This is a genomic window from Microbacterium sp. AC132 (assembly GCF_979258525.1).
Genome location: NZ_OZ409862.1, coordinates 2,502,802 through 2,526,372, shown reverse-complemented (window position 1 = coordinate 2,526,372; position 23,571 = coordinate 2,502,802). Strand labels below are relative to the sequence as shown.

Annotated in this window: 24 protein-coding genes and 1 pseudogene; 4 read left to right on the top strand and 21 right to left on the bottom strand. The window is 67.7% G+C overall.

Annotated features, from left to right (window positions below):
* Window positions 1-50: 50 nt before the first annotated feature.
* The 12 genes from tuf to ACZZZQ_RS12005 all read right to left on the bottom strand — a co-directional run bounded on the left by tuf (window position 51) and on the right by ACZZZQ_RS12005 (window position 11,034).
* Window positions 51-1,241, bottom strand: coding sequence for an elongation factor Tu (gene tuf / locus ACZZZQ_RS12060; protein WP_053097508.1), 1,191 nt, complete (start codon window positions 1,239-1,241; stop codon window positions 51-53).
* A 148-nt stretch (window positions 1,242-1,389) separates the two neighbouring features.
* Entirely contained in the window at window positions 1,390-3,510 is a 2,121-nt protein-coding gene (gene fusA, locus ACZZZQ_RS12055) for an elongation factor G (protein WP_053097509.1), read from the bottom strand.
* Window positions 3,511-3,594: 84 nt separating this feature from the next.
* Window positions 3,595-4,065 (bottom strand): 30S ribosomal protein S7, encoded by a 471-nt coding sequence (gene rpsG, locus ACZZZQ_RS12050; protein WP_050722490.1) that lies wholly within the window; start codon window positions 4,063-4,065, stop codon window positions 3,595-3,597.
* 5 nt (window positions 4,066-4,070) lie between these two features.
* The gene (gene rpsL / locus ACZZZQ_RS12045; RefSeq protein WP_013584051.1) at window positions 4,071-4,439 is read right to left on the bottom strand and encodes a 30S ribosomal protein S12; all 369 of its coding nucleotides are present in this window, start codon (window positions 4,437-4,439) and stop codon (window positions 4,071-4,073) included.
* Window positions 4,440-4,659: 220 nt separating this feature from the next.
* Window positions 4,660-5,307: a hypothetical protein gene (locus ACZZZQ_RS12040; protein ID WP_053099216.1), complete on the bottom strand. Its 648-nt coding sequence runs from the start codon at window positions 5,305-5,307 to the stop codon at window positions 4,660-4,662.
* 59 nt (window positions 5,308-5,366) lie between these two features.
* Entirely contained in the window at window positions 5,367-5,858 is a 492-nt protein-coding gene (locus ACZZZQ_RS12035; protein WP_463507649.1) for a hypothetical protein, read from the bottom strand.
* A gap of 8 nt (window positions 5,859-5,866) precedes the next feature.
* Window positions 5,867-6,244, bottom strand: a complete 378-nt coding sequence (locus tag ACZZZQ_RS12030) for a hypothetical protein (RefSeq protein ID WP_463507648.1) — start codon at window positions 6,242-6,244, stop codon at window positions 5,867-5,869.
* Window positions 6,244-6,903: a hypothetical protein gene (locus ACZZZQ_RS12025; protein ID WP_463507647.1), complete on the bottom strand. Its 660-nt coding sequence runs from the start codon at window positions 6,901-6,903 to the stop codon at window positions 6,244-6,246. Before ACZZZQ_RS12025 ends, ACZZZQ_RS12030 begins: the two co-directional genes overlap by 1 nt.
* 98 nt (window positions 6,904-7,001) lie before the next feature.
* The gene (locus ACZZZQ_RS12020) at window positions 7,002-7,154 is read right to left on the bottom strand and encodes a hypothetical protein (protein WP_171821933.1); all 153 of its coding nucleotides are present in this window, start codon (window positions 7,152-7,154) and stop codon (window positions 7,002-7,004) included.
* 72 nt (window positions 7,155-7,226) lie between these two features.
* Entirely contained in the window at window positions 7,227-8,153 is a 927-nt protein-coding gene (locus ACZZZQ_RS12015) for a sugar ABC transporter permease (RefSeq protein ID WP_400341725.1), read from the bottom strand.
* 1 nt (window position 8,154) lies between these two features.
* A complete protein-coding gene (gene malF / locus ACZZZQ_RS12010; RefSeq protein WP_463507646.1) occupies window positions 8,155-9,759 on the bottom strand; it encodes a maltose ABC transporter permease MalF in 1,605 nt (534 codons plus the stop codon).
* Between the two features lie 66 nt (window positions 9,760-9,825).
* Window positions 9,826-11,034 (bottom strand): sugar ABC transporter substrate-binding protein, encoded by a 1,209-nt coding sequence (locus ACZZZQ_RS12005; RefSeq protein ID WP_053097514.1) that lies wholly within the window; start codon window positions 11,032-11,034, stop codon window positions 9,826-9,828.
* Window positions 11,035-11,222: 188 nt separating this feature from the next.
* On the opposite strand from ACZZZQ_RS12005, the gene ACZZZQ_RS12000 reads away from it, so the two are divergent.
* The gene (locus tag ACZZZQ_RS12000; RefSeq protein ID WP_053097515.1) at window positions 11,223-11,711 is read left to right on the top strand and encodes a YajQ family cyclic di-GMP-binding protein; all 489 of its coding nucleotides are present in this window, start codon (window positions 11,223-11,225) and stop codon (window positions 11,709-11,711) included.
* A 434-nt stretch (window positions 11,712-12,145) separates the two neighbouring features.
* Window positions 12,146-12,781 (top strand): GntR family transcriptional regulator, encoded by a 636-nt coding sequence (locus ACZZZQ_RS11995; RefSeq protein WP_463507645.1) that lies wholly within the window; start codon window positions 12,146-12,148, stop codon window positions 12,779-12,781.
* A gap of 25 nt (window positions 12,782-12,806) precedes the next feature.
* Here ACZZZQ_RS11995 and ACZZZQ_RS11990 read toward each other — a convergent pair whose 3' ends face one another.
* The 6 genes from ACZZZQ_RS11990 to ACZZZQ_RS11965 form a co-directional block, all read right to left on the bottom strand.
* Window positions 12,807-13,820: an alpha/beta hydrolase gene (locus ACZZZQ_RS11990; protein WP_053097532.1), complete on the bottom strand. Its 1,014-nt coding sequence runs from the start codon at window positions 13,818-13,820 to the stop codon at window positions 12,807-12,809.
* A 27-nt stretch (window positions 13,821-13,847) separates the two neighbouring features.
* Complete coding sequence (locus ACZZZQ_RS11985) at window positions 13,848-14,897, bottom strand: hypothetical protein (RefSeq protein ID WP_463507644.1); 1,050 nt, start codon at window positions 14,895-14,897, stop codon at window positions 13,848-13,850.
* A gap of 62 nt (window positions 14,898-14,959) precedes the next feature.
* Window positions 14,960-16,333, bottom strand: coding sequence for an FAD-dependent oxidoreductase (locus ACZZZQ_RS11980; protein WP_295104781.1), 1,374 nt, complete (start codon window positions 16,331-16,333; stop codon window positions 14,960-14,962).
* 58 nt (window positions 16,334-16,391) lie between these two features.
* The gene (locus ACZZZQ_RS11975; protein WP_053097535.1) at window positions 16,392-17,453 is read right to left on the bottom strand and encodes a polyprenyl synthetase family protein; all 1,062 of its coding nucleotides are present in this window, start codon (window positions 17,451-17,453) and stop codon (window positions 16,392-16,394) included.
* A 45-nt stretch (window positions 17,454-17,498) separates the two neighbouring features.
* Window positions 17,499-18,158 (bottom strand): ubiquinone/menaquinone biosynthesis methyltransferase, encoded by a 660-nt coding sequence (locus ACZZZQ_RS11970; protein ID WP_222839434.1) that lies wholly within the window; start codon window positions 18,156-18,158, stop codon window positions 17,499-17,501.
* Between the two features lie 56 nt (window positions 18,159-18,214).
* Complete coding sequence (locus ACZZZQ_RS11965) at window positions 18,215-18,778, bottom strand: hypothetical protein (RefSeq protein ID WP_056279688.1); 564 nt, start codon at window positions 18,776-18,778, stop codon at window positions 18,215-18,217.
* A 62-nt stretch (window positions 18,779-18,840) separates the two neighbouring features.
* Between ACZZZQ_RS11965 and ACZZZQ_RS11960 the strand changes: the two genes are divergently transcribed.
* Window positions 18,841-20,112 (top strand): isochorismate synthase, encoded by a 1,272-nt coding sequence (locus ACZZZQ_RS11960; RefSeq protein WP_463507643.1) that lies wholly within the window; start codon window positions 18,841-18,843, stop codon window positions 20,110-20,112.
* Between the two features lie 21 nt (window positions 20,113-20,133).
* Here ACZZZQ_RS11960 and ACZZZQ_RS11955 read toward each other — a convergent pair whose 3' ends face one another.
* The 3 genes and pseudogenes from ACZZZQ_RS11955 to ACZZZQ_RS11945 form a co-directional block, all read right to left on the bottom strand.
* Window positions 20,134-20,976 carry a polyphosphate kinase 2 family protein gene (locus ACZZZQ_RS11955; RefSeq protein ID WP_463507642.1) on the bottom strand — a complete coding sequence of 281 codons (843 nt, stop codon included), beginning with the start codon at window positions 20,974-20,976 and terminating at the stop codon, window positions 20,134-20,136.
* 44 nt (window positions 20,977-21,020) lie between these two features.
* Window positions 21,021-22,684, bottom strand: a pseudogene (gene menD, locus ACZZZQ_RS11950) (2-succinyl-5-enolpyruvyl-6-hydroxy-3-cyclohexene-1-carboxylic-acid synthase).
* The gene (locus ACZZZQ_RS11945) at window positions 22,681-23,049 is read right to left on the bottom strand and encodes a PLD nuclease N-terminal domain-containing protein (RefSeq protein WP_053097541.1); all 369 of its coding nucleotides are present in this window, start codon (window positions 23,047-23,049) and stop codon (window positions 22,681-22,683) included. Before ACZZZQ_RS11945 ends, menD begins: the two are co-directional and overlap by 4 nt.
* Before the next feature lie 88 nt (window positions 23,050-23,137).
* Here ACZZZQ_RS11945 and ACZZZQ_RS11940 point away from each other — a divergent pair, with 88 nt between their 5' ends.
* The gene (locus tag ACZZZQ_RS11940; protein ID WP_463507641.1) at window positions 23,138-23,554 is read left to right on the top strand and encodes a hypothetical protein; all 417 of its coding nucleotides are present in this window, start codon (window positions 23,138-23,140) and stop codon (window positions 23,552-23,554) included.
* Window positions 23,555-23,571: the final 17 nt, after the last annotated feature.

Sequence of the window (23,571 nt, the reverse complement as noted above, 5' to 3'; positions counted from 1 at the left end):
ACACAGGGGCCGGACCCGAAGGCCCGACCCCTGTGCGAGAAAGCAGATGCTTACTTGATGATCTTCGTGACCGTACCGGCGCCGACGGTGCGTCCACCCTCACGGATGGCGAAGCCGAGGCCCTCCTCCATGGCGATCGGCTGGATCAGCTCGACCGTCACGTCGGTGGTGTCGCCGGGCATGACCATCTCGGTGCCCTCGGGCAGCGTGATGACGCCGGTGACGTCGGTGGTGCGGAAGTAGAACTGCGGGCGGTAGTTCGTGTAGAACGGGTTGTGACGCCCGCCCTCATCCTTGGACAGGATGTACGCGGTACCGGCGAAGTCGGTGTGCGGCGTGACCGAACCCGGCTTGACGATGACCTGACCGCGCTCGACGTCCTCACGCTTCGTGCCACGGAGCAGGAGACCACAGTTCTCGCCGGCCCATGCCTCGTCGAGCTGCTTGTGGAACATCTCGATACCCGTGACCGTGGTCTTGACGGTCGGACGGAGTCCGACGATCTCGACCTCGGAGTTGATGGCCAGCGTGCCACGCTCGGCGCGGCCGGTGACGACGGTTCCACGACCGGTGATCGTGAAGACGTCCTCGACGGGCATGAGGAACGGCTTGTCCTTGTCGCGCACGGGGTCGGGAACGTTGTTGTCGACGGCCTCCATGAGGTCGAGGATGGACTGGGTCCACTTCTCGTCACCCTCGAGTGCCTTCAGAGCGGAGACGCGGACGACAGGAGCGTCCTCGGCGAAGCCCTGCGAGGCGAGCAGCTCGGAGACCTCGAGCTCGACGAGCTCCAGGATCTCCTCGTCGTCGACCATGTCGGCCTTGTTCAGTGCGACGAGCAGGTAGGGGACGCCGACCTGCTTGGCGAGCAGCACGTGCTCACGCGTCTGAGCCATCGGGCCGTCGGTGGCGGCGACCACGAGGATCGCGCCGTCCATCTGAGCAGCACCGGTGATCATGTTCTTGACGTAGTCGGCGTGGCCGGGAGCGTCAACGTGCGCGTAGTGGCGCTTCGGGGTCTCGTACTCGATGTGCGAGATGTTGATGGTGATTCCACGCTGGCGCTCTTCCGGCGCCGAGTCGATGGAAGCGAAGTCGCGCTGCACGTTCGTGTCGGAGGGGTACTTGTCAGCAAGCACCTTCGAGATCGCTGCGGAGAGCGTGGTCTTGCCGTGGTCGACGTGACCGATGGTTCCGATGTTGACGTGCGGCTTGGTCCGCTCGAACTTGGCCTTAGCCACTTGGTCCTCCTCAGGACGTCGTGTAGAGGTCACCGGGCACTGGATTGCGACCGGATCTCTACGGGTTAGGTTCTCAGTTTAGTAGAGAGGGAATGTGAAGTTGTAGGGGACCTGGGAGCCGGGCGTGAACCCGGCTCCCAGGAAAGTGTTACTCGCCGCCGCCCTGGTGCTTCTGGACGATCTCGTCGGCCACAGCGCGGGGAACCTCAGCGTAGCTGTTGAACTCCATCGAGTAGACGGCGCGGCCCGAGGTCTTCGAGCGCAGGTCGCCGATGTAGCCGAACATCTCGGACAGCGGGACGTGTGCACGGACGACCTTGACGCCTGCGGCGTCCTCCATCGACTGGATCTGGCCACGACGCGAGTTCAGGTCGCCGATGACGTCGCCCATGTACTCCTCAGGAGTACGCACCTCGACCGCCATGAGCGGCTCGAGAAGCGCCGGGTTCGCCCGACGAAGGGCTTCCTTCATGCCCATCGATCCTGCGATCTTGAACGCCATCTCCGAGGAGTCGACGTCGTGAGCAGCACCATCGACGATGGTCGCCTTGACACCCACGATGGGGTATCCGGCGAGCACGCCGACGTTCATCGCGTCCTGGAAGCCGGCATCGATCGAGCCGATGTACTCACGCGGGATGCGACCACCGGTGACCGCGTTGACGAACTCGTACGTCTTCTCGTCGTCGAGGTCGAGCGGCTCGATGTTGAACTGGATCTTCGCGAACTGACCCGATCCACCGGTCTGCTTCTTGTGCGTGTAGTCGTACTTCTCGACGCCCTTGCGGATCGTCTCGCGGTACGCCACCTGCGGCTTGCCGACGTTGGCCTCGACGTTGAACTCGCGCTTCATGCGATCGACGAGGATGTCGAGGTGCAGCTCGCCCATGCCCTTGATGGTCGTCTGACCGGTCTCGGGGTTGAGCTCCGTGCGGAAGGTCGGGTCCTCTTCAGCGAGCTTCTGGATGGCGACACCCAGCTTCTCCTGGTCGGCCTTGGTCTTCGGCTCGATCGCGACCTCGATGACGGGCTCGGGGAACGTCATCGACTCGAGGACGACCGGTGAGGCCGGGTCGGTGAGGGTGTCACCGGTGGTGGTGTCCTTCAGACCGATGACGGCGTAGATGTTGCCGGCGGTGACCGAGGGAACCGGGATCTCCTTGTTGGCGTGCATCTGGAAGATCTTCCCGATGCGCTCCTTCTTGCCCTTGGTCGAGTTGATGACCGCAGCGCCGGAGTCGAGCTGTCCCGAGTAGACGCGGACGTAGGTCAGGCGACCGAAGAACGGGTGCACGGCGACCTTGAACGCGAGAGCCGCGAACGGGTCCTTCGCGTCGGGGTGACGCTCGATGATCGTGTCGTAGTCCTTGGGGTCGTGCGCCTCGATCGAGCCCACGTCGAGCGGGTTCGGGAGGTAGTCGACGACGGCATCCAGCATCGGCTGCACGCCACGGTTCTTGAACGCGGAACCGCAGAGGACCGGGTAGATCTCGGAAGCCACGGTGAGCTTGCGGATCGCTCCCTTGATCTCGGCGACGGTCAGCTCCTCGCCACCGAAGAACTTCTCGAGCAGCGCGTCGTCGGTCTCGGCGACGGTCTCGAGGAGCTGCTGACGGTACTCGTCGGCCTTCTCCTTGAGGTCGGCCGGGATCTCCTGGATCTCGTAGGAGGCACCCATGGTGACGTCACCCTTGGAGTCACCCGCCCAGACGAGCGCGCGCATCTCGACGAGGTCGACGACGCCGATGAAGTCGTTCTCCGCACCGATGGGCAGCTGGATGACCAGCGGCTTGGCGCCGAGGCGGTTGATGATGGTGTCGACGGTGAAGTAGAAGTCTGCGCCGAGCTTGTCCATCTTGTTGACGAAGCAGATGCGGGGGACGTTGTACTTGTCGGCCTGACGCCACACGGTCTCGGACTGGGGCTCGACGCCCTCCTTGCCGTCGAAGACGGCGACAGCACCGTCGAGGACGCGGAGCGAGCGCTCCACCTCGACCGTGAAGTCCACGTGACCGGGGGTGTCGATGATGTTGATCTGGTTCTTGTTCCAGTAGCAGGTCACGGCGGCAGACGTGATCGTGATGCCGCGCTCCTTCTCCTGCTCCATCCAGTCGGTGGTCGAGGCACCGTCGTGGGTCTCGCCGAGCTTGTGGTTGACGCCCGTGTAGAACAGGATGCGCTCGGTCGTGGTGGTCTTGCCAGCATCGATGTGAGCCATGATGCCGATGTTCCGAACCTTGCTCAGGTCGGTGAGCACGTCTTGTGCCACAGGAGTGTCCTTATCTTTTGTGCAGTCGTACTGCGAAGAGGGGGTGCCCGCCCCTGATGTGTGATCGGGGGCGGGCGAAGCTGTTTACCAGCGGTAGTGAGCGAACGCGCGGTTCGACTCGGCCATCTTGTGCGTGTCCTCGCGGCGCTTGACCGCTGCACCGAGACCGTTCGACGCGTCGAGGATCTCGTTCTGGAGACGCTCGGTCATCGTCTTCTCACGACGACCCTTGGCGTAGCTGACGAGCCAGCGCAGCGCGAGGGTGTTCGCGCGGTGCGGCTTGACCTCGACCGGAACCTGGTAGGTCGAGCCACCGACGCGGCGGCTCTTGACCTCGAGAGTCGGGCGCACGTTGTCGAGCGCCTTCTTCAGAGTGGCGACGGCGTCCTGACCGTTCTTCGCCTCGACGCCACGGAGGGCGTTGTAGACGATCGACTCGGCGAGGGACTTCTTGCCGTCGACCAGGATCTTGTTGACCAGCTGGCTGACGATCGGAGCGCCGTATACCGGGTCGTTGACGACGGGACGCTTGGGGGCGGGACCCTTACGAGGCATTGGACTCAGCCCTTCTTTGCGCCGTAGCGGCTGCGAGCCTGCTTACGGTTCTTGACGGCCTGGGTGTCCAGGGCGCCACGGACGATCTTGTAACGGACACCGGGGAGGTCCTTGACACGGCCTCCACGGACGAGCACCAGCGAGTGCTCCTGGAGGTTGTGACCCTCACCGGGGATGTAGGCGGTGACCTCGGTGCCGTTGCGGAGCTTCACACGAGCGACCTTGCGCATCGCCGAGTTCGGCTTCTTCGGGGTGGTGGTGTAGACGCGGGTGCAGACCCCGGCCTGCTGCGGGTTCGACTTGAGTGCAGGCGCCTTGGTCTTCGAGACCTTGGGCGAGCGACCCTTGCGAACCAACTGCTGAATGGTTGGCACGTTCTCTCCTCATAATGCTGCACGGTGACAGCGTGATGGGTTTCACATCAGTGACCCACCGGCACGCCGGAATCGACGAGCCTTTGTGGTGGTGGGTATGCCGTGGGGGCGGACCGGCATGGTGCCGACGCCCAGCGCGCACGTCGAGACGTGCACACACCTGATCAAGTGTAATGCCGCGTAACGTGGTGGTCAAATGAAGGCCGCTCAGCGGCGGTCGCTAGGCCTGGTCCGAGTCGAACGGGGAGTCGAGCGAATCGGTGAGCTCGGCGAGCAGCGCCTCGATCTGCGGCTCGACATGCTGCGAGATCGCGGCCTGGATGTAGATGCGGTGGCGCAGCAGGATGCCGCAGATCTCACGGCCGACCATGTTCGCGTACTCGTCGGCGAGGGCGACCTCCTGTCGCAGCGCCACCTTCGCCTCGTCGCTCAGCGGCGGCAACGGCGGCAGATCGTCGACCGCCTCGTCCGCCAGTCCCGCGATCGTGAAGAGGAACGGCGCGCCGGGGACCGGCTCAGGATCGAGCGGGAGGCCGTCGAACTCCGGATCCAGCCCGTCGGCCGGACGGTAGCTGCGCGCCCGGTTCCGTGCGGCCTGCTGGTCGAGCTCGCGCTGCAGCATAGGGAGGTTCCTCGCGGTGTACTCGGCCACGGCATGATCGACGATCGTCTTGATCCGGGTCGAGAGGCCGTGCTGCACGCCGTGCGGCGTGTTCGATCCGATGCCCGCCGCCGACAGGATAGGCGAGCCCAGGCAACGCCGACAGGGCGCGACCCGACCACGATGCGTCGCCGGCTCCCAGCGCGGCACCCACCGCAACCAGGCCTCGACGGCCTGGTCGACCTGCGTCTCCAACGAGCGCTCCACACGTAGAGCGTACGGCGCGTGCACCGCTGCTGCCGAGATTTCGTCTCGACGGCGGGGCGTCATTCCTCGTCGTCGCGCTCCCACGGCCACTGCGGCTGCTGCGCGCGCGTGCGGCGCAGCGCGATGCCGCCCCAGGCGGCGATGGCCCCGGCGGCCAACAGCACCGCGCTCGCCCCGCCACGGACGAGATCGCCCGCGACGACCGTCGCGACGATCAGGTCACCGCTCGCGACCGCGACCGCGACCCAGAGGACGACCAGATGCGCGAGCGCCGTGGCCAGCGCGACGGCGGGCGCCGCGAGGAACGACGGATGCGATCGCCGCAGCGACCCCCAGAGCGACAGCGCGAACGCCACCACCGCCGCGAGCATCCCGACCGCTCCCGGCACCTGCCCCAGGCCAGGGACGGCGATGATGTCCCGGTCGGTGGCCACACTCAGCGCGCCGAGGCCGAACACCGCCAGGGCGAAGAAGCTGATCGTGGCGAGAACCAGAGCCAGGATGACCGAAACCCCCGGGGACGCGGGTCCACGGGGGTTCGGCGATGACATGTTCGTGATTACCTCGAGAGCGTCGGACCGGCCTCGAGCGTGCGCTCGTACTCACGCTGCGCCTCGGCGTTGAGCTCGGTCTTGCGCGCCCCGCTGCGGGCGACCCACGCGCCGAACCAGATGGTCAGCTCACGGCCGAAGACGAACGCTGCGATGGCGAGCGGGTGGAAGAGCTGGGCTCCGATGAGCTCGCTCCCCTCCCGAGCCGTGAGCAGCCAGAACGGCGCCTCGAAGAGAGCACCGAGGATGTGTCCGCCGTAGGCGATGAGCCCGACGATGATGCCGAAGACCACCCAGAGTCCCCAGCGTCCGCGGTTGATGAACGCTCCGAGAAGCCAGAAGCCGAGGAAGAACACCACGACGGGGACCCAGAAGCCCCAGGTCATCAGCGGAGCGAGAGCCGCTTCGCCGATGTTCTCGCCCGTGATGTCACCCGCGACGGCACGAAGGCCGAGCGTCGCACCCAGGTAGAGGATCGCGAAGGCGATGGTCGCGAGCAGACCGATCGCACCGGCGGTGCCGCGGTTACCCCGCTCGCGGGGCGGCTCGGGAGCCTGGACGAAGATCGGCTGCTGCTGGACCGGCGCGATGACCGGTTCGGCGGCGGCAGGCTCGGACGGGACGATCCGGGTCTCGGTGCGGTCGGCCGACGAGTACGCGGCTCCGGCGAGAGCGGACTGCTCGTGCGCGACCGGCGGCGTGTAGGCGGGGGTGCGTCCGCATCCGTGCTGAACGACTTCGTCGTGTCGGCATCCGTGTTCCGCGACGTCGTCGTGTCGTCTGCGTCGAGGTACTTCGGGTCGTTGAGCTCGGGCGTCGCGAAGGTGCCGGGGTGATCCTTCTCGGCGGCTTCGAACGCGGCGAGATCCGGGTCGACGGCGGGCTGGGCAGGTGTCGGAGCCGACGTGTCGTGCGCAGCGTCCGCGGGCGTGCCATGCACGCCTGCACCCGCTGCGGCGGCGGCGTCGAGTCCAGCGTTCGCGCTGTCGACGACGTCGTTGACGTCCTTCGGCCGCTCGGGCTGGGGAACCTCGGGGTCACTCATGGGGGTGCGCCTCTCATCGGATGTGTGCACTGCGAGATTACCGCCGCCCGACCGCACCCCGAGGGAGGCGTGCCGACGTGTCGTGCAGCCCGTGATCGCTAGGGAAGCGTCGAACGGAGGGTGTCGCCGACGAACGATGCGACGACCGGCACGATCGGCATCGAGAACCAGACGAGAGCGCCGATCACGCCCGCGCACAGCACTCCGGCGACCCAGCTGATCGCCACGTTCCGCCCGGCCACACGCGTCATGCCATCACGCTACGGCCGCCGTCGCACGGCGGGTGATCGCAACGCCGCGAACGCGACGACCATGATGGCGGATCAGCCCTTCGTGGCGCCCGCGGTCAGTCCGCCGACGATGTACCGCTGCAGGAACAGGAACAGGATCATCACCGGGATGGCGGCCATCACCGCGCCGGCCGAGAAGGCCGACCAGTCCGCGTATCGAGGGTTGGCGACGAGCTTGGTGAGACCGACGACCAGGGTCTGCTGCTCGACATCGACGAGCATGACGCTCGCGATCACGTACTCGTTCACCGTGCCGATGAACGACAGCAGCGCGACGACCGCGAGGATCGGCGCGACCAGCGGCAGGATCATCGTGAAGAAGATGCGCGCGTGTCCGGCGCCGTCGATGCGCGCCGCTTCATCGAGCTCCATCGGCAGGGTGTTGAAGAACCCGTACATCAAATAGGTGTTCACCCCGAGCGCGCCGCCGAGGTAGACGAGGATCAACCCCGTGTGCGTGTTCAGTCCGATCGCGGGGAACCAGTCCCCCAGCGTCGACATCAGCAGGAAGATCGCGACCACGGCGAGGAGCTGCGGGAACATCTGCACGACGACGATCGTGACGAGGCCGATGCGGCGACCCGCGAAGCGCATGCGCGAGAAGGCGTATGCCGCGAGGGCGCCGATGAACACCGTCACGGCTCCCGTGACCACGGCGATGACGAGCGTGTTCAGGAACCACAGCCCGTAGGGGTTCTGCGGGTCGCTCAGGATGCGCACGTAGCTGTCGAAGCCGAACGCCGAGAACAGCTGGTTCGATCCGGTCAGTGTTCCTCTCGGATTGAGCGAGGCCGAGACGACGTACAGCAGCGGGAACAGCGCGAAGGCGCTGACGACGATGGCGACCACATGGCGCCATCCGGTGTCGGCGAACCATGCGCCGAAGCTGCGGCGACGCGGCGCGAGGTTCTGTTCGACGGCGACGGTGCGGGCGGCGGTGCCGATGTCCGTGGTGCTCATGTCAGTTCAGCTCCTCGAGGGCCTTGGTCTTGCGGAAGCTGATGATCGAGATCGTCGCGACCACGATGAAGATCAGGATCGTGAACGCGGAGGCGAGGCCGTAGTCGCGGGACTGCCCCGTGAAAGCCACCTTGTAGACCATCGAGATCAGGATGTCGGTGTGCCCGACCGGGATGCTGACATCGTCGAACCGCGGCCCGCCCTTGGTCAGCATGTAGATCAGGTTGAAGTTGTTGAAGTTGAACGCGAACGACGAGATCAGCAGCGGCGCCACCGTGACGAGCAGCAGCGGAAGCTTGATGCGCCGGAAGACCTGCCACGGGTTGGCGCCGTCCATCACCGCGGCCTCGTTGACGTCTTCGGGGATGCCCTGGAGGGCGCCCATGCAGACGAGGAACATGTAGGGGAAGCCGAGCCAGAGGTTCACCAGCAGCACCGAGACCTTCGCGAGGTTCGGATCGGTGAGCCAGGGGATGTCCGCTCCCCCGAAGATCACCTGGTTGATGAAGCCGAAGCTCTCGTTCATCATCCCGGCCCAGACGAGCGCGGAGAGGAAGGCCGGGAACGCGTACGGGAGGATCAGGATGATCCGGTACCCGTTGCGGAAGCGCATCCGCGTGTTGTTGAACACCAGCGCGAGGAGCAGGCCGAGGAATAACGTCGTCGCCACGGAGAGCACCGCGAAGACGAAAGTCCAGATCGTCACCGAGATGAGCGGGCCGCGGATCGAGTCGTCGGTCACCGCGCGCACGAAGTTGTCGAACCCGACGGTGGTCTGCCAGCCGGGAAGCAGCTCGGTGCCGTCCTCGGCGATGAACGAGCCCTCCCCCGTGTCGGAGTACACCGCGCCGGTCGTGGTGTCGGTGATGGTGTCGGCATCCGCGTCGTACTCGAGCGTCGAGACGTACAGGTAGCACTTCTGGCCGTCGGGCGCACGCAGGCTGCCGTCGTTGGGGTCGTCGCTGAACGGCACCGAGAGCTTCTCCAGCTCTTCCGAGAGCGTGAACACCTTCGCGAGGGGCAGCGTGGTCCAGCCGTCGACGGCCACAGCCTGGTCGCCGTCGAACTCGGCGTCGACCTCCTCCAGGGGCTGCTCGGCCGTGCCGAGCAGCGCGTCGCCGGAGTCGGGATCGGTCACCAGCAGGCCGTAGGTGCCGAACTGCTCGACGACCGTGACCGGGTACGTCGGGGAGTCCTCGACGCGTTCCTGGGCGGAGGCGAGGAGCGACGAGATCGCCTGGTCCTTCGTGCCGTTGTGGCCGGTGCCGTAGTTGGTGAAGCCGATGTACCCGGTGTACAGCAGCGTGAACACCTGGAAGATGATCAGGAAGATGATGCCGGGCGTGAGGTACTTCGCGGGGATGCGCTTGCGCGAGAAGTAGATGTAGTTGACGAGCGCGGTGACGGCCACGACCAGGCCGAGCACCAGCCACTCCTGCTGCCCGAAGAGGACGAACGCCGCATACAGCGCGATGGCGTCGACGATCGCCAGCAGCAGGATCTTCAAGAGCATCCAGCCGATCGGCCCGGATGCGGCCTCGGCGATGCCGGCGGCCTGGCGCTGGCGCTTGGTGAGTGGAGCCGTGGGCTCGGCGGTGTCTGTCATCTCGTCCCCGTCGTCGAGCTGCCGGGGCGGACGAGGTCCGCCCCGGCAGGGATGGTGCTGGGTGTCTTACTTGATCGCTGCGGTGACGTCGTCGACGAGCTTCTGCCACGTCGACGCCGGGTCGGAGCCGTTGATGATCGCGGCCTCGGCCACGCCCCAGAACTCCCAGACCGATCCCATCGCGGGGATCGCGGGCATCGGGACGGCATCCGCACCGACGGCCTGGAAGCCGGCGATGATCGGGTCGGAGGCGGCGGAATCGGCGGCGGCCGTCAGCGCGGGGAGGATGTTGCCGGCCTCGAACAGCTCGAGCTGCACCTCTTCGGTGCCGATGTAGTTCACGAGGAAGTCGTTCGCGGCGACCTTGTTCTTCGACTCGGAGCTCACGAAGAAGCCCTTGACGCCGGCGAACGGCGACGCGGTCTCACCCGTGGGGCTGGGGATCGGGTCGATCGCGACGTTGATGCCGGCGTCGACTGCGGCGCCGACGTTCCACGGGCCGGTCAGCCAGAAGGACGCGGTGCCGTCGAGGAACTGCTGCTTGGCGATCTCGCCGTCGACGTCGGTGTTCAGCGTGCCTGCGGCGCCCTGAGCGGCGAGCCAGTCGGCGAAGGCCGTTCCGCCCTCGCTGCCGAGCTGCAGATCTGCCGAGTCGTAGCTGCCGGAGTCGTCGGTGCCGAAGACCGGAGCGCCGAACGCCGTCTGGAACGGGTACAGGTGGTACGGGTTGCCCTCGGTGCCCTGCTCGACGACGAACGCGCCCTTCGAGACCATGTCGTCGAAGCTCGTCGCGGCGGCGGGCACCATGTCGGCGTTGCGCAGCACGGCGATGTTCTCGACCGCGTAGGGAAGCATGTAGACGGTTCCGTCGTAGGTCGCCGCCTGAAGGGCGACGGGCAGGTAGTCGGCCGACGAGTCGCCGAGCTCGAGCGGGGCGACCACGCCGTTGGTCGAGAGCTCTCCGAGCCAGTCGTGCGCGCCCATGACCACATCGGGGCCCTTGCCGGTCGGCACCTGCTGGATGAAGTCGTCCTTCATGTCGTCGACGGACTTGCCGACGAGCTCGACCTTGACTCCGGTCTTCTCCTCGTAGGAGTCGGCGGCGCTCTGCAGCGCGTCGACGCGCTCGGCGTCGACCCAGACGGTCAGCGTGCCGCCGTTCTCACCCTCGGATGCGTCGCCGCCGTCGGTCGCGGTCGAGCAACCGGCCAGGGAAAGAGTCGAAACGATCGCGATGACGCCGGCGGCGACGATGCCCCTCTTGTTCACCTTCATTGGTGTGTGCCTCTCTGAGTACTGGTGGCCTGCAAGGACTGCAAGCGCTTACAGTATGCATCGAGAACGACGGGAATCGCAATGCAAAAGCCCTTCGATATCAAGCTGTAACCGCGGATTGGTGCGTGAGAGTCGATGGAAGCGCTTCCAAGCGAGCGTGAAAACGGCGGTGTCGATACACTTTGCGTATGGCTGACAGTTCCTTTGACATCGTCTCGAAAGTGGATCACCAGGAGGCCGAGAACGCCCTGAACCAGGCGCGCAAGGAGATCGAGCAGCGCTACGACTTCAAGGGCACGGGCGCCTCCATCGCCTGGAGCGGCGAGCAGATCCTGATCATCGCCGGCACCGAGGAGCGCGCGAAGGCCGTTCTCGACGTCTTCCAGTCGAAGCTCATCAAGCGCGGCATCTCGCTCAAGAGCCTCGAGTCGGGCGAACCCTTCGCCAGCGGCAAGGAGTTCCGCATCGTCTCGACCCTCAAGGACGGCATCTCCTCGGAGAACGCGAAGAAGATCAACAAGCTCATCCGCGACGAGGGTCCGAAGGGCGTGAAGAGCCAGATCCAGGGCGACGAGCTGCGCGTGCAGTCGAAGAGCCGTGACGACCTCCAGTCGGTGATCGCGCTGCTCAAGGGCGCGGATCTCGATCTCGACCTGCAGTTCATCAACTACCGCTGATCCCACAACGCAGGGGACGGATGCCGCCGCATCCGTCCCCTTTTCTGTGCCCTCGGATCCCATTCCGATATATGGGTCGGAGTGACCGAGACTGGATGCAGTCGCGTCCCGACGCGACAGACGATGCGGCGATGCATGACGCGCTGCCGAACCACGGTTCCGCGCTTCGCGGATCGCGGTTCCCGCCTTGTGGGGACTGGGCGCAGTTCAGCTCCGTGCACGCCATCGTCTGTGGTCGGCGAGTGTCCCAACACTCGCCGACCACAGAAAATCACCCGTACTCAATCCTGCGACGACGCGCCGACGACAAGCGCCTGCGTGATCGTCGGAAAACTCGTCTGTGGATTATTGGCATCGCGATCCACTTCGTGATGTAGTGGCCGTCCGGGCACATCATGGGGAGCCCGGATCTGGAAAGCAACTGGGGGCAGTCCATGAACACCAACAACTCGATGACGAGTATTCGAGAAAGCAAGCAGCTCTTGGCGGAGGAGGTGTTTCAGCACATCGGCGCGCAGATCGTCGACGGTGTGCTGGAGCCGGGGTATCGCATCCGCGATGTCGACGTCGCCGAAGAACTGCATGTGTCACGGACTCCGGTGCGAGAGGCGTTACAGCGTCTCGAGCGTCTCGGGCTCGTGACGATGTACCCGAGCAGATACACCGAGGTCACCACCGTCACGGCAGAGACCGTCGAGCAGACGCTCGAGTTCGCGGGGTATCAGGCGGGGATGGCCGCGCGGATGGGCGTCGCGCGGATGAGCCAGCAGGACCGCGAGAGTCTCGCCGCACTGGTCGAGGAGATGTACACGGCGCTCGATGACGATGTGCACATCTCCAACACACGGTGGGCGGTGTTCTCGTTCCTCAGCGCGCGCAGTCGTAACGCGCAGCACCAGGTGCTGATCAACGACGCGAGCATGGCTCTCTTCCGCAATCTCCGCGGCTGGAGCGTGCCCGAGAACGACCGCGAGCGCATGCTCCAGGTCTACCGGGACTTCCACGACGCGGTGCTGCGCGGCGATGCCGACGAGGCCGAGCAGCAGGCACGTCTGATGCACTACGTCTGACCACTGGGTCGGACACTGCGCCTGATCACTGTCGGCGCGCGGCCGTCCAGCCTCTGACCCATCGGTCGAGGCGGCGATACGCTTCCTCTCTGGCCCCATGCCGCGAGAGGAAGACGTCGTGCAGGGCTCCGTCGATGCGCTCGACAGTGACAGACGGACCGAGCTTCAGCGACGCCCGCGCGATGTCGTCGACGACCAAGACCGAGTCTGCTCGGGTGAGGTCCTCCGACCATCGCGTGGGCGTCGCTGAGCGCGCGGACAGCAGCACGCACACGGGCGCGTCGATCGTCAGCCCCGCCGCGACCTTGGCGTGTCCGGTGAGTATCGCGTGGAACCACCCCGCGTGGACGGCCATCGTCTGCGCCGGACGCCAGAGGAGGTTCACCTCGACCGGATCGTCGGGGTCGGCGACCTCCTGCTGCGCGCGGGTGTAGAAGCCGAGATCGACCTGCGGCGCGACCTCCCGAGGGGCCCACCTGGCCTGCAGCTCGGCGACCGGAGCGATGAGCGGGCGGGCGGAAGCGACCTGGAACTCGAGCCAGGGGCTGTTCAGGATCACGGCATCCGCTGTCTCGGGGTGCCGCGACGCCCACAGGCTCAGGGTGAGTCCGCCGGTCGAATGGCCGAGCAGCACGAGCCGCCGGGGGGATGCCGCGGCTCCAGTCCCGTGCCCCATCGCGGACAGAGCCGCGGCGATGTCCTCGTCGTACGCGACGAGGTCGGTGATGTAGCCGGGAGTCTGCCCATCGCGCAGACTCCGGCCGTACTTGCGCAGGTCGAGCGCGAAGAAGCGCGCCCCGCGAGACGTCCAGAATCGAGCGAGCCGCTTCTGGAAGAAGTAATCCGACCAGCCGTGCACATAGAGCACGTCGACATCGTCCAGCGGGAGGCTCTGCCCGCGCAGCCGGTCCCACCAGGGCCGGTCCCGCGGCACCGCACGCACGAGCGTGGCGACGAGCGGTCCCTCATCGTCCTCGCCGAGCTCGAGCGTGAGCTGCTCGAACTCGTCGCCGAGGACGTCCGGTATCCACTCAGGCATGCCGCCAGGCTATCGAAACGGTGTCGACTACTGGGGAGCGGTGTGTCCGACCGTGAGGCTGCGCACGACCTGCTGCGCGAGCGGTGCCGGATCAGCGGCCCCGGCTCCGTTGTCGAAGGTCACCAGCCGGATCCAGTCCGGACCGACTCGCACGTCGACGATCTTCTCGCCGTTCGCACCCGTGCTCGCCGTGGCGGCATCGGCTCCCTCGAGTTCGACGGGTTCACCGTCGATCTTCTCGAACGCCCATGCCCCGGCGGGAAGTGTCGTGAGCATCAGATAGCTGGATCCTTCGTACTCACTCCCGGCCGACTTGAAATAGCAGATGCGCGATCCGTTGACGACCTCGTACACCTCCGCTGGGATGCCCCAGCCGCCGAAGTCCGAGAAGAGCGCGGCATCCGTCACTCCGAATTCGGCATTCACCTGCTCCGGTGTGATGAAGCGCTCGCACGGCGCACCGACGATGTCGCTCTCGACGTAGTCGACGTCGCGCAGGCTCGCAGCCGCCGAGGCGGCGATCCGACGCAGCGCCTCTTCGATCGGAGCGGTGTCATCCGCTCCGAGATCGGGGTCGACGACGGTGGCCGACAGCAGCACGTCTCCGTCGGGAAGCTCGAAGCCGCAGCGCCCGTCCTCGCAACTCGCCTGCTCACCCCAGAAGCCCTGACGCTCGGTCGCGCCGGCGATCACAGCCCGAGCATCCGGCACGATCGTGACTTCCCAGCTGCGCTCCGTGTCGCCCGCGGAGCACGCGATTCCCCCTGCGCGCTGGAACATGTACTGCCCGGGGCCTGGCAGCCAGCCCATCGCAGACACGAGCGACAGCGCCGGTGCGACCGGCGTCGACGGCTCCCCCACGAGTTCGGCCATAGTGGCGGCGACGTCGTCGCACGTCACATCGAACGCCGCCGCCGGTTCGACGATGGACGCCGGCGTCGGGGACGGTGTGCCGGTCGACGACGCCGTCGCAGACGGCGACCCTGATGGCTTCGGCTCGGCGGCCGGCTCGGCAGTGCACCCTGACACCAGCAGCAGAGCGGCTGTGCCGAGGACGATCAGGGATCGCAGTCGCATCCCTTCACCCTACGGATGCCGCCCCGCAGGCGCACCGGGTGCCGGCAACGATCCGGTGTCGGTCACTCTCCGCGGGAGACGCGCACCATCTCGTCACGCGGCACGACCTTGACGCGCGCGCGCTCGTGCGGCGCACCGAGAGCGACCTCATGCTCGTCGAGCCGGTGCCAGCCTTCGAGGTCGGTCCACTTCACACCGCGCTCGAGCAGCAGGGCGGGGATCGCCTCTTCAGACGGGTCCTCCGGGTGCCACCACGAGCCCTGGTCGTTGATGATGTGCCGCACGGTCTCCATGGCATCCGACTTGGTGTGGCCGATCAGGCCCACCGGCCCGCGCTTGATCCACCCTGTCGCGTAGATGCCGGGCATCTGCTGGTTCGAGTCCTTGGCGAGCACCTGGCCCTCGCGGTTGGGGATGACGCCGTGCTTCTTGTCGAACGGAACGCCCGGAAGCGGCGAGCCGAAGTAGCCGATGGCGCGGTAGAGCGCCTGCAGCGGAACCTCGCGCATCTCGCCCGTGCCCACGGCTCCGCCCTGTCCGTCGGGCTTCGTGCGCTCGTAGACGAGGGCCGCGACGCGACCGGCGTCGTCCTTGCGGACCTCGACCGGGCGGGCCCAGAAGTGCAGGTGCAGACGACGCGATGCCGTGCCTCCCGCATTGTTGACCGAGTCGCGCTTGCGCCACGACTGCAGGATGCGGTCGATCACCATGACCTGCTTGTTGCTGGCCACCGCGTCTTTCGACGCCTCGTCGTAGTCGAAGTCCTCGTCGTAGACGACCATGTCGACGTCACGCAGCTCGCCGAGCTCACGCAGCTCGAGCGGGGTGAACTTGACCTGAGCGGGTCCGCGGCGTCCGAATACGTGCACATCGGTGACGGCGCTCGCCTGGAGACCCTCGTAGACGTTCTCCGGCACCTCGGTGACGAGCAGGTCTTCGGCGTGCTTCGCCAGCATGCGGGCGACGTCGAGAGCGACGTTGCCGTTGCCCAGCACACCGACGGATGCGGCGTCGAGCGGCCACTCGCGCGGCACATCGGGGTGGCCGTCGAACCAGCTCACGTAGTCTGCTGCCCCGTAGGCGCCGACCGCGTCGATGCCGGGGATGTCGAGCGTCGTGTCGCGGATCGCGCCGGTGGCGAAGATGACCGCGTTGTAGTGCTTCTTCAGGTCGTCGAGGGTGATGTCCTCGCCGAACCGGACGTTGCCGAACAGACGGATGTCACCGCGGTCGAGCACATCGCGCAGCGCGTTGACGATGCCCTTGATGCGCGGGTGGTCGGGGGCGACGCCGTAGCGGACCAGGCCGTAGGGGGCGGGGAGCTGCTCGAAGAGATCGATGGAGACGTCGAACTTGCGCTCGGCCTTCAGCAGGATGTCTGCTGCGTAGATGCCGGCGGGGCCCGCTCCGACGATGGCCAGTCTGAGCTTGGTCATAAGGGGTCCTTTCGTATGCCGTCACGCCCGGCGCACGCGGCCGAGGGCCGCGATGCGATCAGCTGGAGCGTTCGACGAGGGTCTCTGCGAAACGAGTGAGCGCTTCGCGCACGGTGCCACGCGGGAGCGGGGCGAGCGCGTCGATCGCATCCTGAGTCCAGGAGTGCGCGAGCGCGAGGGTCTTCTGCGTTCCGACGTGGTCGCGGAGCTCGGTCAGCGGTCCGTCGAGGATCGCGGGGTCGGCCCCTTCGGCGATGCGCGCCACCCCGTCGTCGATGCGCGCGGCGAGACCGATCGAGGCATCATCGGCCTCGGCCTTCAGCAGCAGGTACGGCATCGTCGGAACCCCGGCCCGCAGGTCGGTGCCCGGCACCTTGCCGGTGTCCTCGGGCTTCGCCGACAGGTCGATCACGTCGTCGAGCAGCTGGAAGGCGACGCCGATCTTCTCGCCGTACACGCGCAGCGGCTCTTCGTACTCCGACGGTGCGTTGGAGAAGATCACGCCGCCCTGCGTCGCCGCGGCGATGAGAGAGCCGGTCTTGTCGGCCAGCACCTGGAGGTAGAACTCGATGGGATCATCGTCGGGCTGAGCGCCGATCGTCTCGTGCATCTGTCCGAGGACGAGGCGCTCGAAGGTGTCGGCCTGCAGCCGGATGGCCCGCTCACCCAGACGCGACATCAGCTGGCTCGCACGGGAGAAGAGGATGTCGCCGGTCAGGATCGCGATGTTGTTGCCCCACACGGTCTGCGCCGCGGGCACTCCGCGACGGCGATCCGCACCGTCCATGACGTCGTCGTGATACAGCGAGCCGAGATGGGTGATCTCGAGCGCCTTCGCGACATCGATCACCTGATCGGTGTTGCCGTCGCCGAGCTGGGCCGCGAGCAGCGTCAGCACGGGGCGGATGCGCTTGCCCCCCGCCTCGTACAGATAGCGGCTGGCGGCATCGGCGAGCGGATCGGCCACACGCACGTCGTCGGCAAGACCGGTCTCGACGAGCTCGAGCCCGTCTTCGATCGCCTGCGCGATGCGTCGACCGGCGGTGCCGATGAAGACACGGTCGCTGAAACCGAGACGGCTCGCCAGTCGCGAACCCGGGGCTACGCGGCTCGAAGTCACGGTCTCAGCCTACCGTCGTCAGCTGGGCGGGTACGCGCGTCGCATTCACGCGGGCTTGAACGCCCGGTGCAGCGCGACGATACCGAACGAGAGGTTGCGGTATTCGACCTCGGTCCACCCGGCCTCGCGGATCCACGCGGCGAGCTTCTTCTGGTCGGGCCAGTCACGGATCGACTCGTTCAGGTAGTCGTAGGCGTCGCCGTTGGTGCCGGCGACGCGAGCCACCCGAGGAAGCACCTGCGAGTTGTAGAAGCGGTACGCGGCGCGGAAGACCGAGCCCGGCGGGGTCGAGAACTCGTTGATCACCAGACGACCGCCCGGCTTCGTGACGCGCAGCAGCTCACGCAGCGCCTTCTTCGGGTCGTTGACGTTGCGCAGCGCGTACGACATGGTGACGGCGTCGAACTCGCCGTCGTCGAACGGCAGATCGGTGGCATCCGCCTGCACGAACGAGAGATTGCGGATGCTGCCGTGGCGGCGCTGCCCCTCGGCGAGCATGCCCGGCGAGAAGTCGGCGGCGACGACCTGCGCACCGCTGCGGGCGAGGGATGCCGACGAGGACGCGGTGCCCGCACCGAGGTCGAGGATCTTCTCCCCCGGCTTCGGGGCGACGGCCCTCGTCGTGGCCGCGCGCCAGAGCGCGTCGTTGCCGACCGTCATCGCCGTATTCGTCCGGTCGTAGCCCGCGGCGACCTGGTCGAACATGCCGCTGACGCGGGCGGGGTCCTTGCCGAGATCGGCGCGGTTGGCTTCGTTCGAGGTCACACGCCCAGTCTAGGCGCGAGGTGCAGCGCGTCGAGGCGGTCGAGCCAGAGATCCGGCGTGGCATCGTCGAAAGGGGCGAGGCGATCTCGCACCCGCCGCTCGAGATCGAGGGCCAGAGCCTCGAGTCCGGCCATGATCTCGGCGGGGTATCCGTAGCTCACGCTGTGCTCGGCCCACTCGTCGCGGTCGTCGACCCATGTGCCGCGCGGACCCTCGACCCGCACGACGTCGAGGTCCATGTCGATGCCGACGGCGAGGAGCGGGTCGTCCGACCAGCGCACCTCCCATCCGATGTCGATGTAGATCCGCATGCCCTTCGGGTGGTCACGGTTCACGGTCAGGGCGAAGTCGGACCGCCTCGGCACGAGCGTGACATTGGGGGCCTCGGCGATGTAGCCCGCGCCCGGTCGAGCGCTCGACCAGCCGACGGGCTGGCCGAGCCAGTCGCCCCACTCGTCGGCGCCGAGGTACACGCACTCATGACGCCAGTGCGGAGACCCGTCCCACTTGCGCCACTGGAAGATCATCTCGGTGCCGGGTGCGGGGCGGACGTCGCTCATGCACTCAGCGTAGGCGTGGCCTGTCACATCCCGGTCGACGGGTGACGAACTAGGCTGGAGGGGTGAGCAGCAGGCTGGTCGTGGAGACCCGTGAGATCGATCCGGTCGAGGATCTCCTGGCCTACGCCGACCCGTCGCGGCCTCTCGCCTGGCTGCGCCGCGGCGACGGCATCGTCGCCGTCGGCGACGCCATCGTCGAGACGGTCCGCATCCCCGCCGGCGCAGCGGCCCTGCGATCCGCTGCGATCGCTCGGGCATGGCGAGAGCTCGCGCAGGATGCCGAGATCGATGACGAGCTCGGTCTCCCCGGCTCCGGACTGGTCGCCTTCGGTGCGCTGACCTTCGACGAGGACTCCGCCGCCGACAGCATCCTCGTCGTGCCGGCGCTCGTGATCGGTCGACACCACGGGCGCACCTGGCTCACCCGCATCCGCTCGTCCTCGGCGTCGGCGTCGGCACCCGCAACCGAGCCGCGGCCTGAGGCGGCGACGATCGCCTACGGCCCGCACTGGGCCGGCACCGTCGGCCCCGGTGCCCAGAGCCCGCAGGGCTATCAGGACTCGGTGCGGCAGGCACTCGAACGCATCGCCGCCGGCGAGCTCAGCAAGGTCGTACTCGCACGCGACCTCACCGGCAGCATCCCGGTCGGTTCCGACCTCCGTCGACTCGTGCGCGCGCTGTCGACCGGATACCCCGACACGTGGGCGTTCGCGGTCGACGGGCTGATCGGCGCGAGTCCCGAGACCCTCGTCACCGTGCAGCAGCGCACCGTCACCGCCCGCGTGCTCGCCGGAACGATCGGACGCGGAGCCGACGCGGATGCCGACACCGTCGCATCCAGCCACCTGGCCTCGAGCACCAAGGACCTCGACGAGCACGAGTACGCGGTGCAGAGCGTGCTGGCCTCGCTGCGTCCGCACACCCGCGCGCTGGCGGCGAGCGAGCAGCCGTTCCTGCTCAAGCTGCCGAACCTCTTCCACCTGGCGACCGACGTCGAGGGCGAGCTGGCCGATGGCGGCTCGTCACTCGACCTGGTCGGCGCCCTGCATCCGACCGCCGCCGTGGCCGGCACCCCGACGTCTGCGGCGATCGCGGCGATCCGCGAGCTCGAGCCGTTCGACCGCGGGCGGTACGCCGGTCCGGTGGGATGGGTCGACGCGGCCGGCAACGGCGAGTGGGCGATCGCGCTGCGCTGCGCGCAGTTCACCCCCGCCGAGACCGACATCGCCGTCACCGCCTACGCGGGCGCAGGCATCGTCGCAGGCTCCGACCCCGAGTCCGAGCTGCTCGAGACCCGGGTCAAGTTCCGTCCGCTGGTCGACGCGCTCGCCTGACCCGCGCCGGACCGCCCGCAGTCAGCTCGCTGCGAGGCGCTCCTTCTCGGCTTCGACATCGAAGTCGGCCGCCGGCCACTGCGGATCGATGCGCTGCAGCGCGTCGAGCAGCAGCTCCTGCACGGCGAGGCGGGCGAACCACTTGTGGTTCGCCGGGATCACATGCCACGGAGCCGCCTCGGTCGAGGTGCGCTCGAACATGATCTGATACGCCGCCATGTAGTCGTCCCACAGCAGTCGCTCGTCGACATCGCCCGGGTTGTACTTCCAGTGCTTGTCGGGTCGCTCGAGCCGCTCCATCAGTCTCGACTTCTGCTCGTCGGGCGAGATGTGCAGCATGACCTTGACGATGCGCGTGCCCGATGCGGCGACCGCGGCCTCGAACTCGTTGATCGCGTCGTACCGGCGCTCGATCTCGTCCGCCGGGGCCAGCGAACGCACCCGACCGATCAGCACGTCCTCGTAGTGCGAGCGGTCGAAGACGCCGATGAACCCGGGCTCCGGGAGGCGCCTGGACACACGCCACAGGAAGTCGTGCTCGAGCTCTTCGTCGGTCGGCGCCTTGAACGCCGTGAGTGCGACGCCCTGCGGATCGACCCCGCCGACCACGTGGCGCACGATGCCTCCCTTGCCCGCGGAGTCCATCGCCTGCAGGATCAGCAGCACCGAGTCCTTCGCCACGCCGACGCGGCTCTCGGCGAAGAGCCGCTCCTGCAGCTGATTGAGCTCGTCGAGGCCCGCCTCGAGATCGCGCTTGCCGTCGGCTTTCGCGCCGCTGTAGCCGGGTGTGCTCTGCGGATCGAGGTCGGAGAGGCGGAATCCGTCGCCGACCTGGAGGGCCTTGGCCCACTCATGCGCTGTCATGCGTTCATCCTGCCACTGCGCATCCGCAGCGGAGGCGAAGATCCTCAGCGGGACAGCGGGATTTCGATCAGCTGACGGCCACCGGCCGGGGTGGTGAGGGCCTGGTCGAGTGCCGTGCGGGTCGTCACGCGCTGGTACTCCCATCCGTAGGCGAGTGCCAGCTGCTCGAGCCGCACGGCATGGGGCGTGTAGAACGCGCGATCGAGATCGGCCCGATCCGCCGTGCCCGCGACCTCGAGGCCGTCGAAGATCGTGCCGCCGCCGTCGTTGCCCACGATGACCTGGATGCGAGGCTCGTGCTCGTCGGGCGGGAGCAGCAGGGCGCCGACATCGTGCAGGAAAGTCAGATCGCCGAGCAGCACGCGGGTGACCCCGGGCGCTCCCCGGCCTGACTGGCGAGCGCGATGCCCGTGGCGGTGGCGATCGTGCCGTCGATCCCCGCGAGCCCGCGGTTGGCGTGCACCGGGACCTTCTTGCCACTGAGCACCGCATCGGCCACCCGCACGAGCCGCGACGAGCCGAAGACGAGTCGATCGTGCGGCCAGGTCGCCCGCCAGACGGCGTCGGCGAGCAGCTCACGGTCGAGCGGCCGGCGCACCGCCGCCAGCTCGGCCTTCACCGCGTCGCGCCGCGCCGACGGATCGGTCGACGTGAGACCGTCCTGGTCGGGCGCCCGCTCGCTGAGATCGACGGCGTGAGCCGCGGATGCCGTGAGCCACGCACCGAGCCACCCGCGGTCGGCGACGCCGGGTGCGACCGACACGGACGCCGCGGCCGTCGTGCGGCCGTTGAGATCGAGAGCCTCGCCGCCACGTCGGACGGCGATCACGTCGACATCCGGCCGCGACAGCAGGCGAGCCACCTCACGACTGAGGGTCGGGTGCCCGAGCACGACGGCGCGCTCGATGCGACCGCCCAGCTCGTCGTCGCGCAGCAGCGCGCGATAGCCGTGCACGACCTGGCGGCCGAAGCGCGCACCGCTGACGATTTCGGCGATCAACGGCCAGGATCCGGCGTGCGCGATCTCTTCGGCATCCGGTCCCGCGTCGGCGCCGGCGATGACGACCGTGCGCGGCCCCCGCTCGAGCAGGAGCGGTTCTGCCGCCACCGGTCTGGGCACGTCGCCCGGCACGATGTCGACGGTCGGCACGTCGCCCGACAGCGGCTCGCGCGACGGCAGGTTCAGGTGCACGGGGCCGGCGACACCGGCCAGACCGTGGGTGGCATCCGCGCCCATCGCCGCGGCGACGGCGCGCATCGCGAGACCCGCCCAGTCACCGTCGCCCGGCACGGGGGCATCGATCTGCTCGCGCACCCAGGAGGCGAACATGCCCGGCTGGATGGTGGCCTGATTGGCTCCCACTCCGCGCAGCTCGGGCGGCCGATCGGCCGTCAGCAGCAGCAGCGGCACCCCCGAGTGGAAGGCCTCCATCGCTGCGGGAAGGAGGTTGGCGGCAGCGGTCCCCGAAGTGCAGAGCACCGCCGCGGGCACACCTGTCTCACGCGAGAGACCGAGCGCGGTGAATCCTGCGACCCTCTCGTCGATGCGCACGTGCAGAAGCAGCTGCCCCTGATTCGCGGCATGCACCGCGGCGAGCGCGAGCGCCTGAGATCGAGACCCCGGCGAGAGCACGAGATCGCGCACGCCGTGGCCGATCAGGTCGGCGATCAGGGATGCCGCAGCATCCGTCGCGGGCGATGACGTCACGGACGCGCGTCCGGCGCCGTACCGTCCGGTGCGGCTCCGTCGTCGGTCTCGTCCTCGAGACGAGCGAGCTCCTCCTCGAGACGGCGGATGCGCGCATCCTGCTCGCTCTTGCTGATACTGCGGAGGAACTGGGGGTCGTCGTCGGGCGCGATGATCGTGATCGCTCCGCCGTTGTCGTTCGCGCGGCGTCGGCCGATCGTGAACCAGAGGATGCCCCCGATGACCGGGATGAGGATGACGATGGCGATCCAGGCGGCCTTGGGCACGCCCCGGTGTCGCGTCGGCGGCTGCACTGCGCAGTCGACGATGCTGTACACCCAGAATATGGCGGCCAGGAAGCCGCCAACGATCAACAGTCTCGCCACCCCTCCAGTGTAGGCGGGTCTGTGACGCGTGGATCTGCCTGGGCGCTCAGCGCGGGCGCCGATGCCCGATTGTTAGACTGCGCGGACCATGCCTGCCCCGTCGATGCCGCTGCGTCACCAGGGCGTCGAGCGGATGCTGATCCTCCGGGTCGGTCTCGCCCTCGGCCTCGCCCTGCTGCTCGTCATCGGCGCGTGGTCGGCGTCGCACGGCAGGGCGGATGCGCACACGACGCTGTGCCTCGCTCCGGGCGCGAGCGTCGCGTCGGTCACGGCGCACCACGACGAGACGAGCATGGTCGAGTCCGCTCCGTCGGACGACGCCGGGATCGTCATGGTCGCGGCGCTCTGCTGCGTCCTCCTCGTGCTCCTCTCGTTGCGCTCCGTCAGAGGCGCGCCGCTGATCGGTCGCGCTGCGGCGGTGCGCGCCTCGGCTTCGAGCCGCGCCGGTCCTCGTCTGCACGTCCCCGCACTCACCCTCGCTCAGCTCTCGGTCTCCCGCACCTGAATCAGGCACGCCGCTCG

Excerpts from the sequence above, each read along its gene's own strand:
- rpsG (WP_050722490.1), bottom strand. The coding sequence starts at position 4,065 with ATGCCTCGTAAGGGTCCCGCCCCCAAGCGTCCCGTCGTCAACGACCCG.
- ACZZZQ_RS12035 (WP_463507649.1), bottom strand. The coding sequence starts at position 5,858 with ATGTCATCGCCGAACCCCCGTGGACCCGCGTCCCCGGGGGTTTCGGTC.
- ACZZZQ_RS12030 (WP_463507648.1), bottom strand. The coding sequence starts at position 6,244 with ATGACCTGGGGCTTCTGGGTCCCCGTCGTGGTGTTCTTCCTCGGCTTC.
- ACZZZQ_RS12025 (WP_463507647.1), bottom strand. The coding sequence starts at position 6,903 with ATGAGTGACCCCGAGGTTCCCCAGCCCGAGCGGCCGAAGGACGTCAAC.
- ACZZZQ_RS12020 (WP_171821933.1), bottom strand. The coding sequence starts at position 7,154 with ATGACGCGTGTGGCCGGGCGGAACGTGGCGATCAGCTGGGTCGCCGGA.
- ACZZZQ_RS12015 (WP_400341725.1), bottom strand. The coding sequence starts at position 8,153 with ATGAGCACCACGGACATCGGCACCGCCGCCCGCACCGTCGCCGTCGAA.
- malF (WP_463507646.1), bottom strand. The coding sequence starts at position 9,759 with ATGACAGACACCGCCGAGCCCACGGCTCCACTCACCAAGCGCCAGCGC.
- ACZZZQ_RS12005 (WP_053097514.1), bottom strand. The coding sequence starts at position 11,034 with ATGAAGGTGAACAAGAGGGGCATCGTCGCCGCCGGCGTCATCGCGATC.
- ACZZZQ_RS12000 (WP_053097515.1), top strand. The coding sequence starts at position 11,223 with ATGGCTGACAGTTCCTTTGACATCGTCTCGAAAGTGGATCACCAGGAG.
- ACZZZQ_RS11995 (WP_463507645.1), top strand. The coding sequence starts at position 12,146 with ATGAACACCAACAACTCGATGACGAGTATTCGAGAAAGCAAGCAGCTC.
- ACZZZQ_RS11990 (WP_053097532.1), bottom strand. The coding sequence starts at position 13,820 with ATGCCTGAGTGGATACCGGACGTCCTCGGCGACGAGTTCGAGCAGCTC.
- ACZZZQ_RS11985 (WP_463507644.1), bottom strand. The coding sequence starts at position 14,897 with ATGCGACTGCGATCCCTGATCGTCCTCGGCACAGCCGCTCTGCTGCTG.
- ACZZZQ_RS11980 (WP_295104781.1), bottom strand. The coding sequence starts at position 16,333 with ATGACCAAGCTCAGACTGGCCATCGTCGGAGCGGGCCCCGCCGGCATC.
- ACZZZQ_RS11970 (WP_222839434.1), bottom strand. The coding sequence starts at position 18,158 with ATGTTCGACCAGGTCGCCGCGGGCTACGACCGGACGAATACGGCGATG.
- ACZZZQ_RS11965 (WP_056279688.1), bottom strand. The coding sequence starts at position 18,778 with ATGAGCGACGTCCGCCCCGCACCCGGCACCGAGATGATCTTCCAGTGG.
- ACZZZQ_RS11955 (WP_463507642.1), bottom strand. The coding sequence starts at position 20,976 with ATGACAGCGCATGAGTGGGCCAAGGCCCTCCAGGTCGGCGACGGATTC.
- ACZZZQ_RS11940 (WP_463507641.1), top strand. The coding sequence starts at position 23,138 with ATGCCTGCCCCGTCGATGCCGCTGCGTCACCAGGGCGTCGAGCGGATG.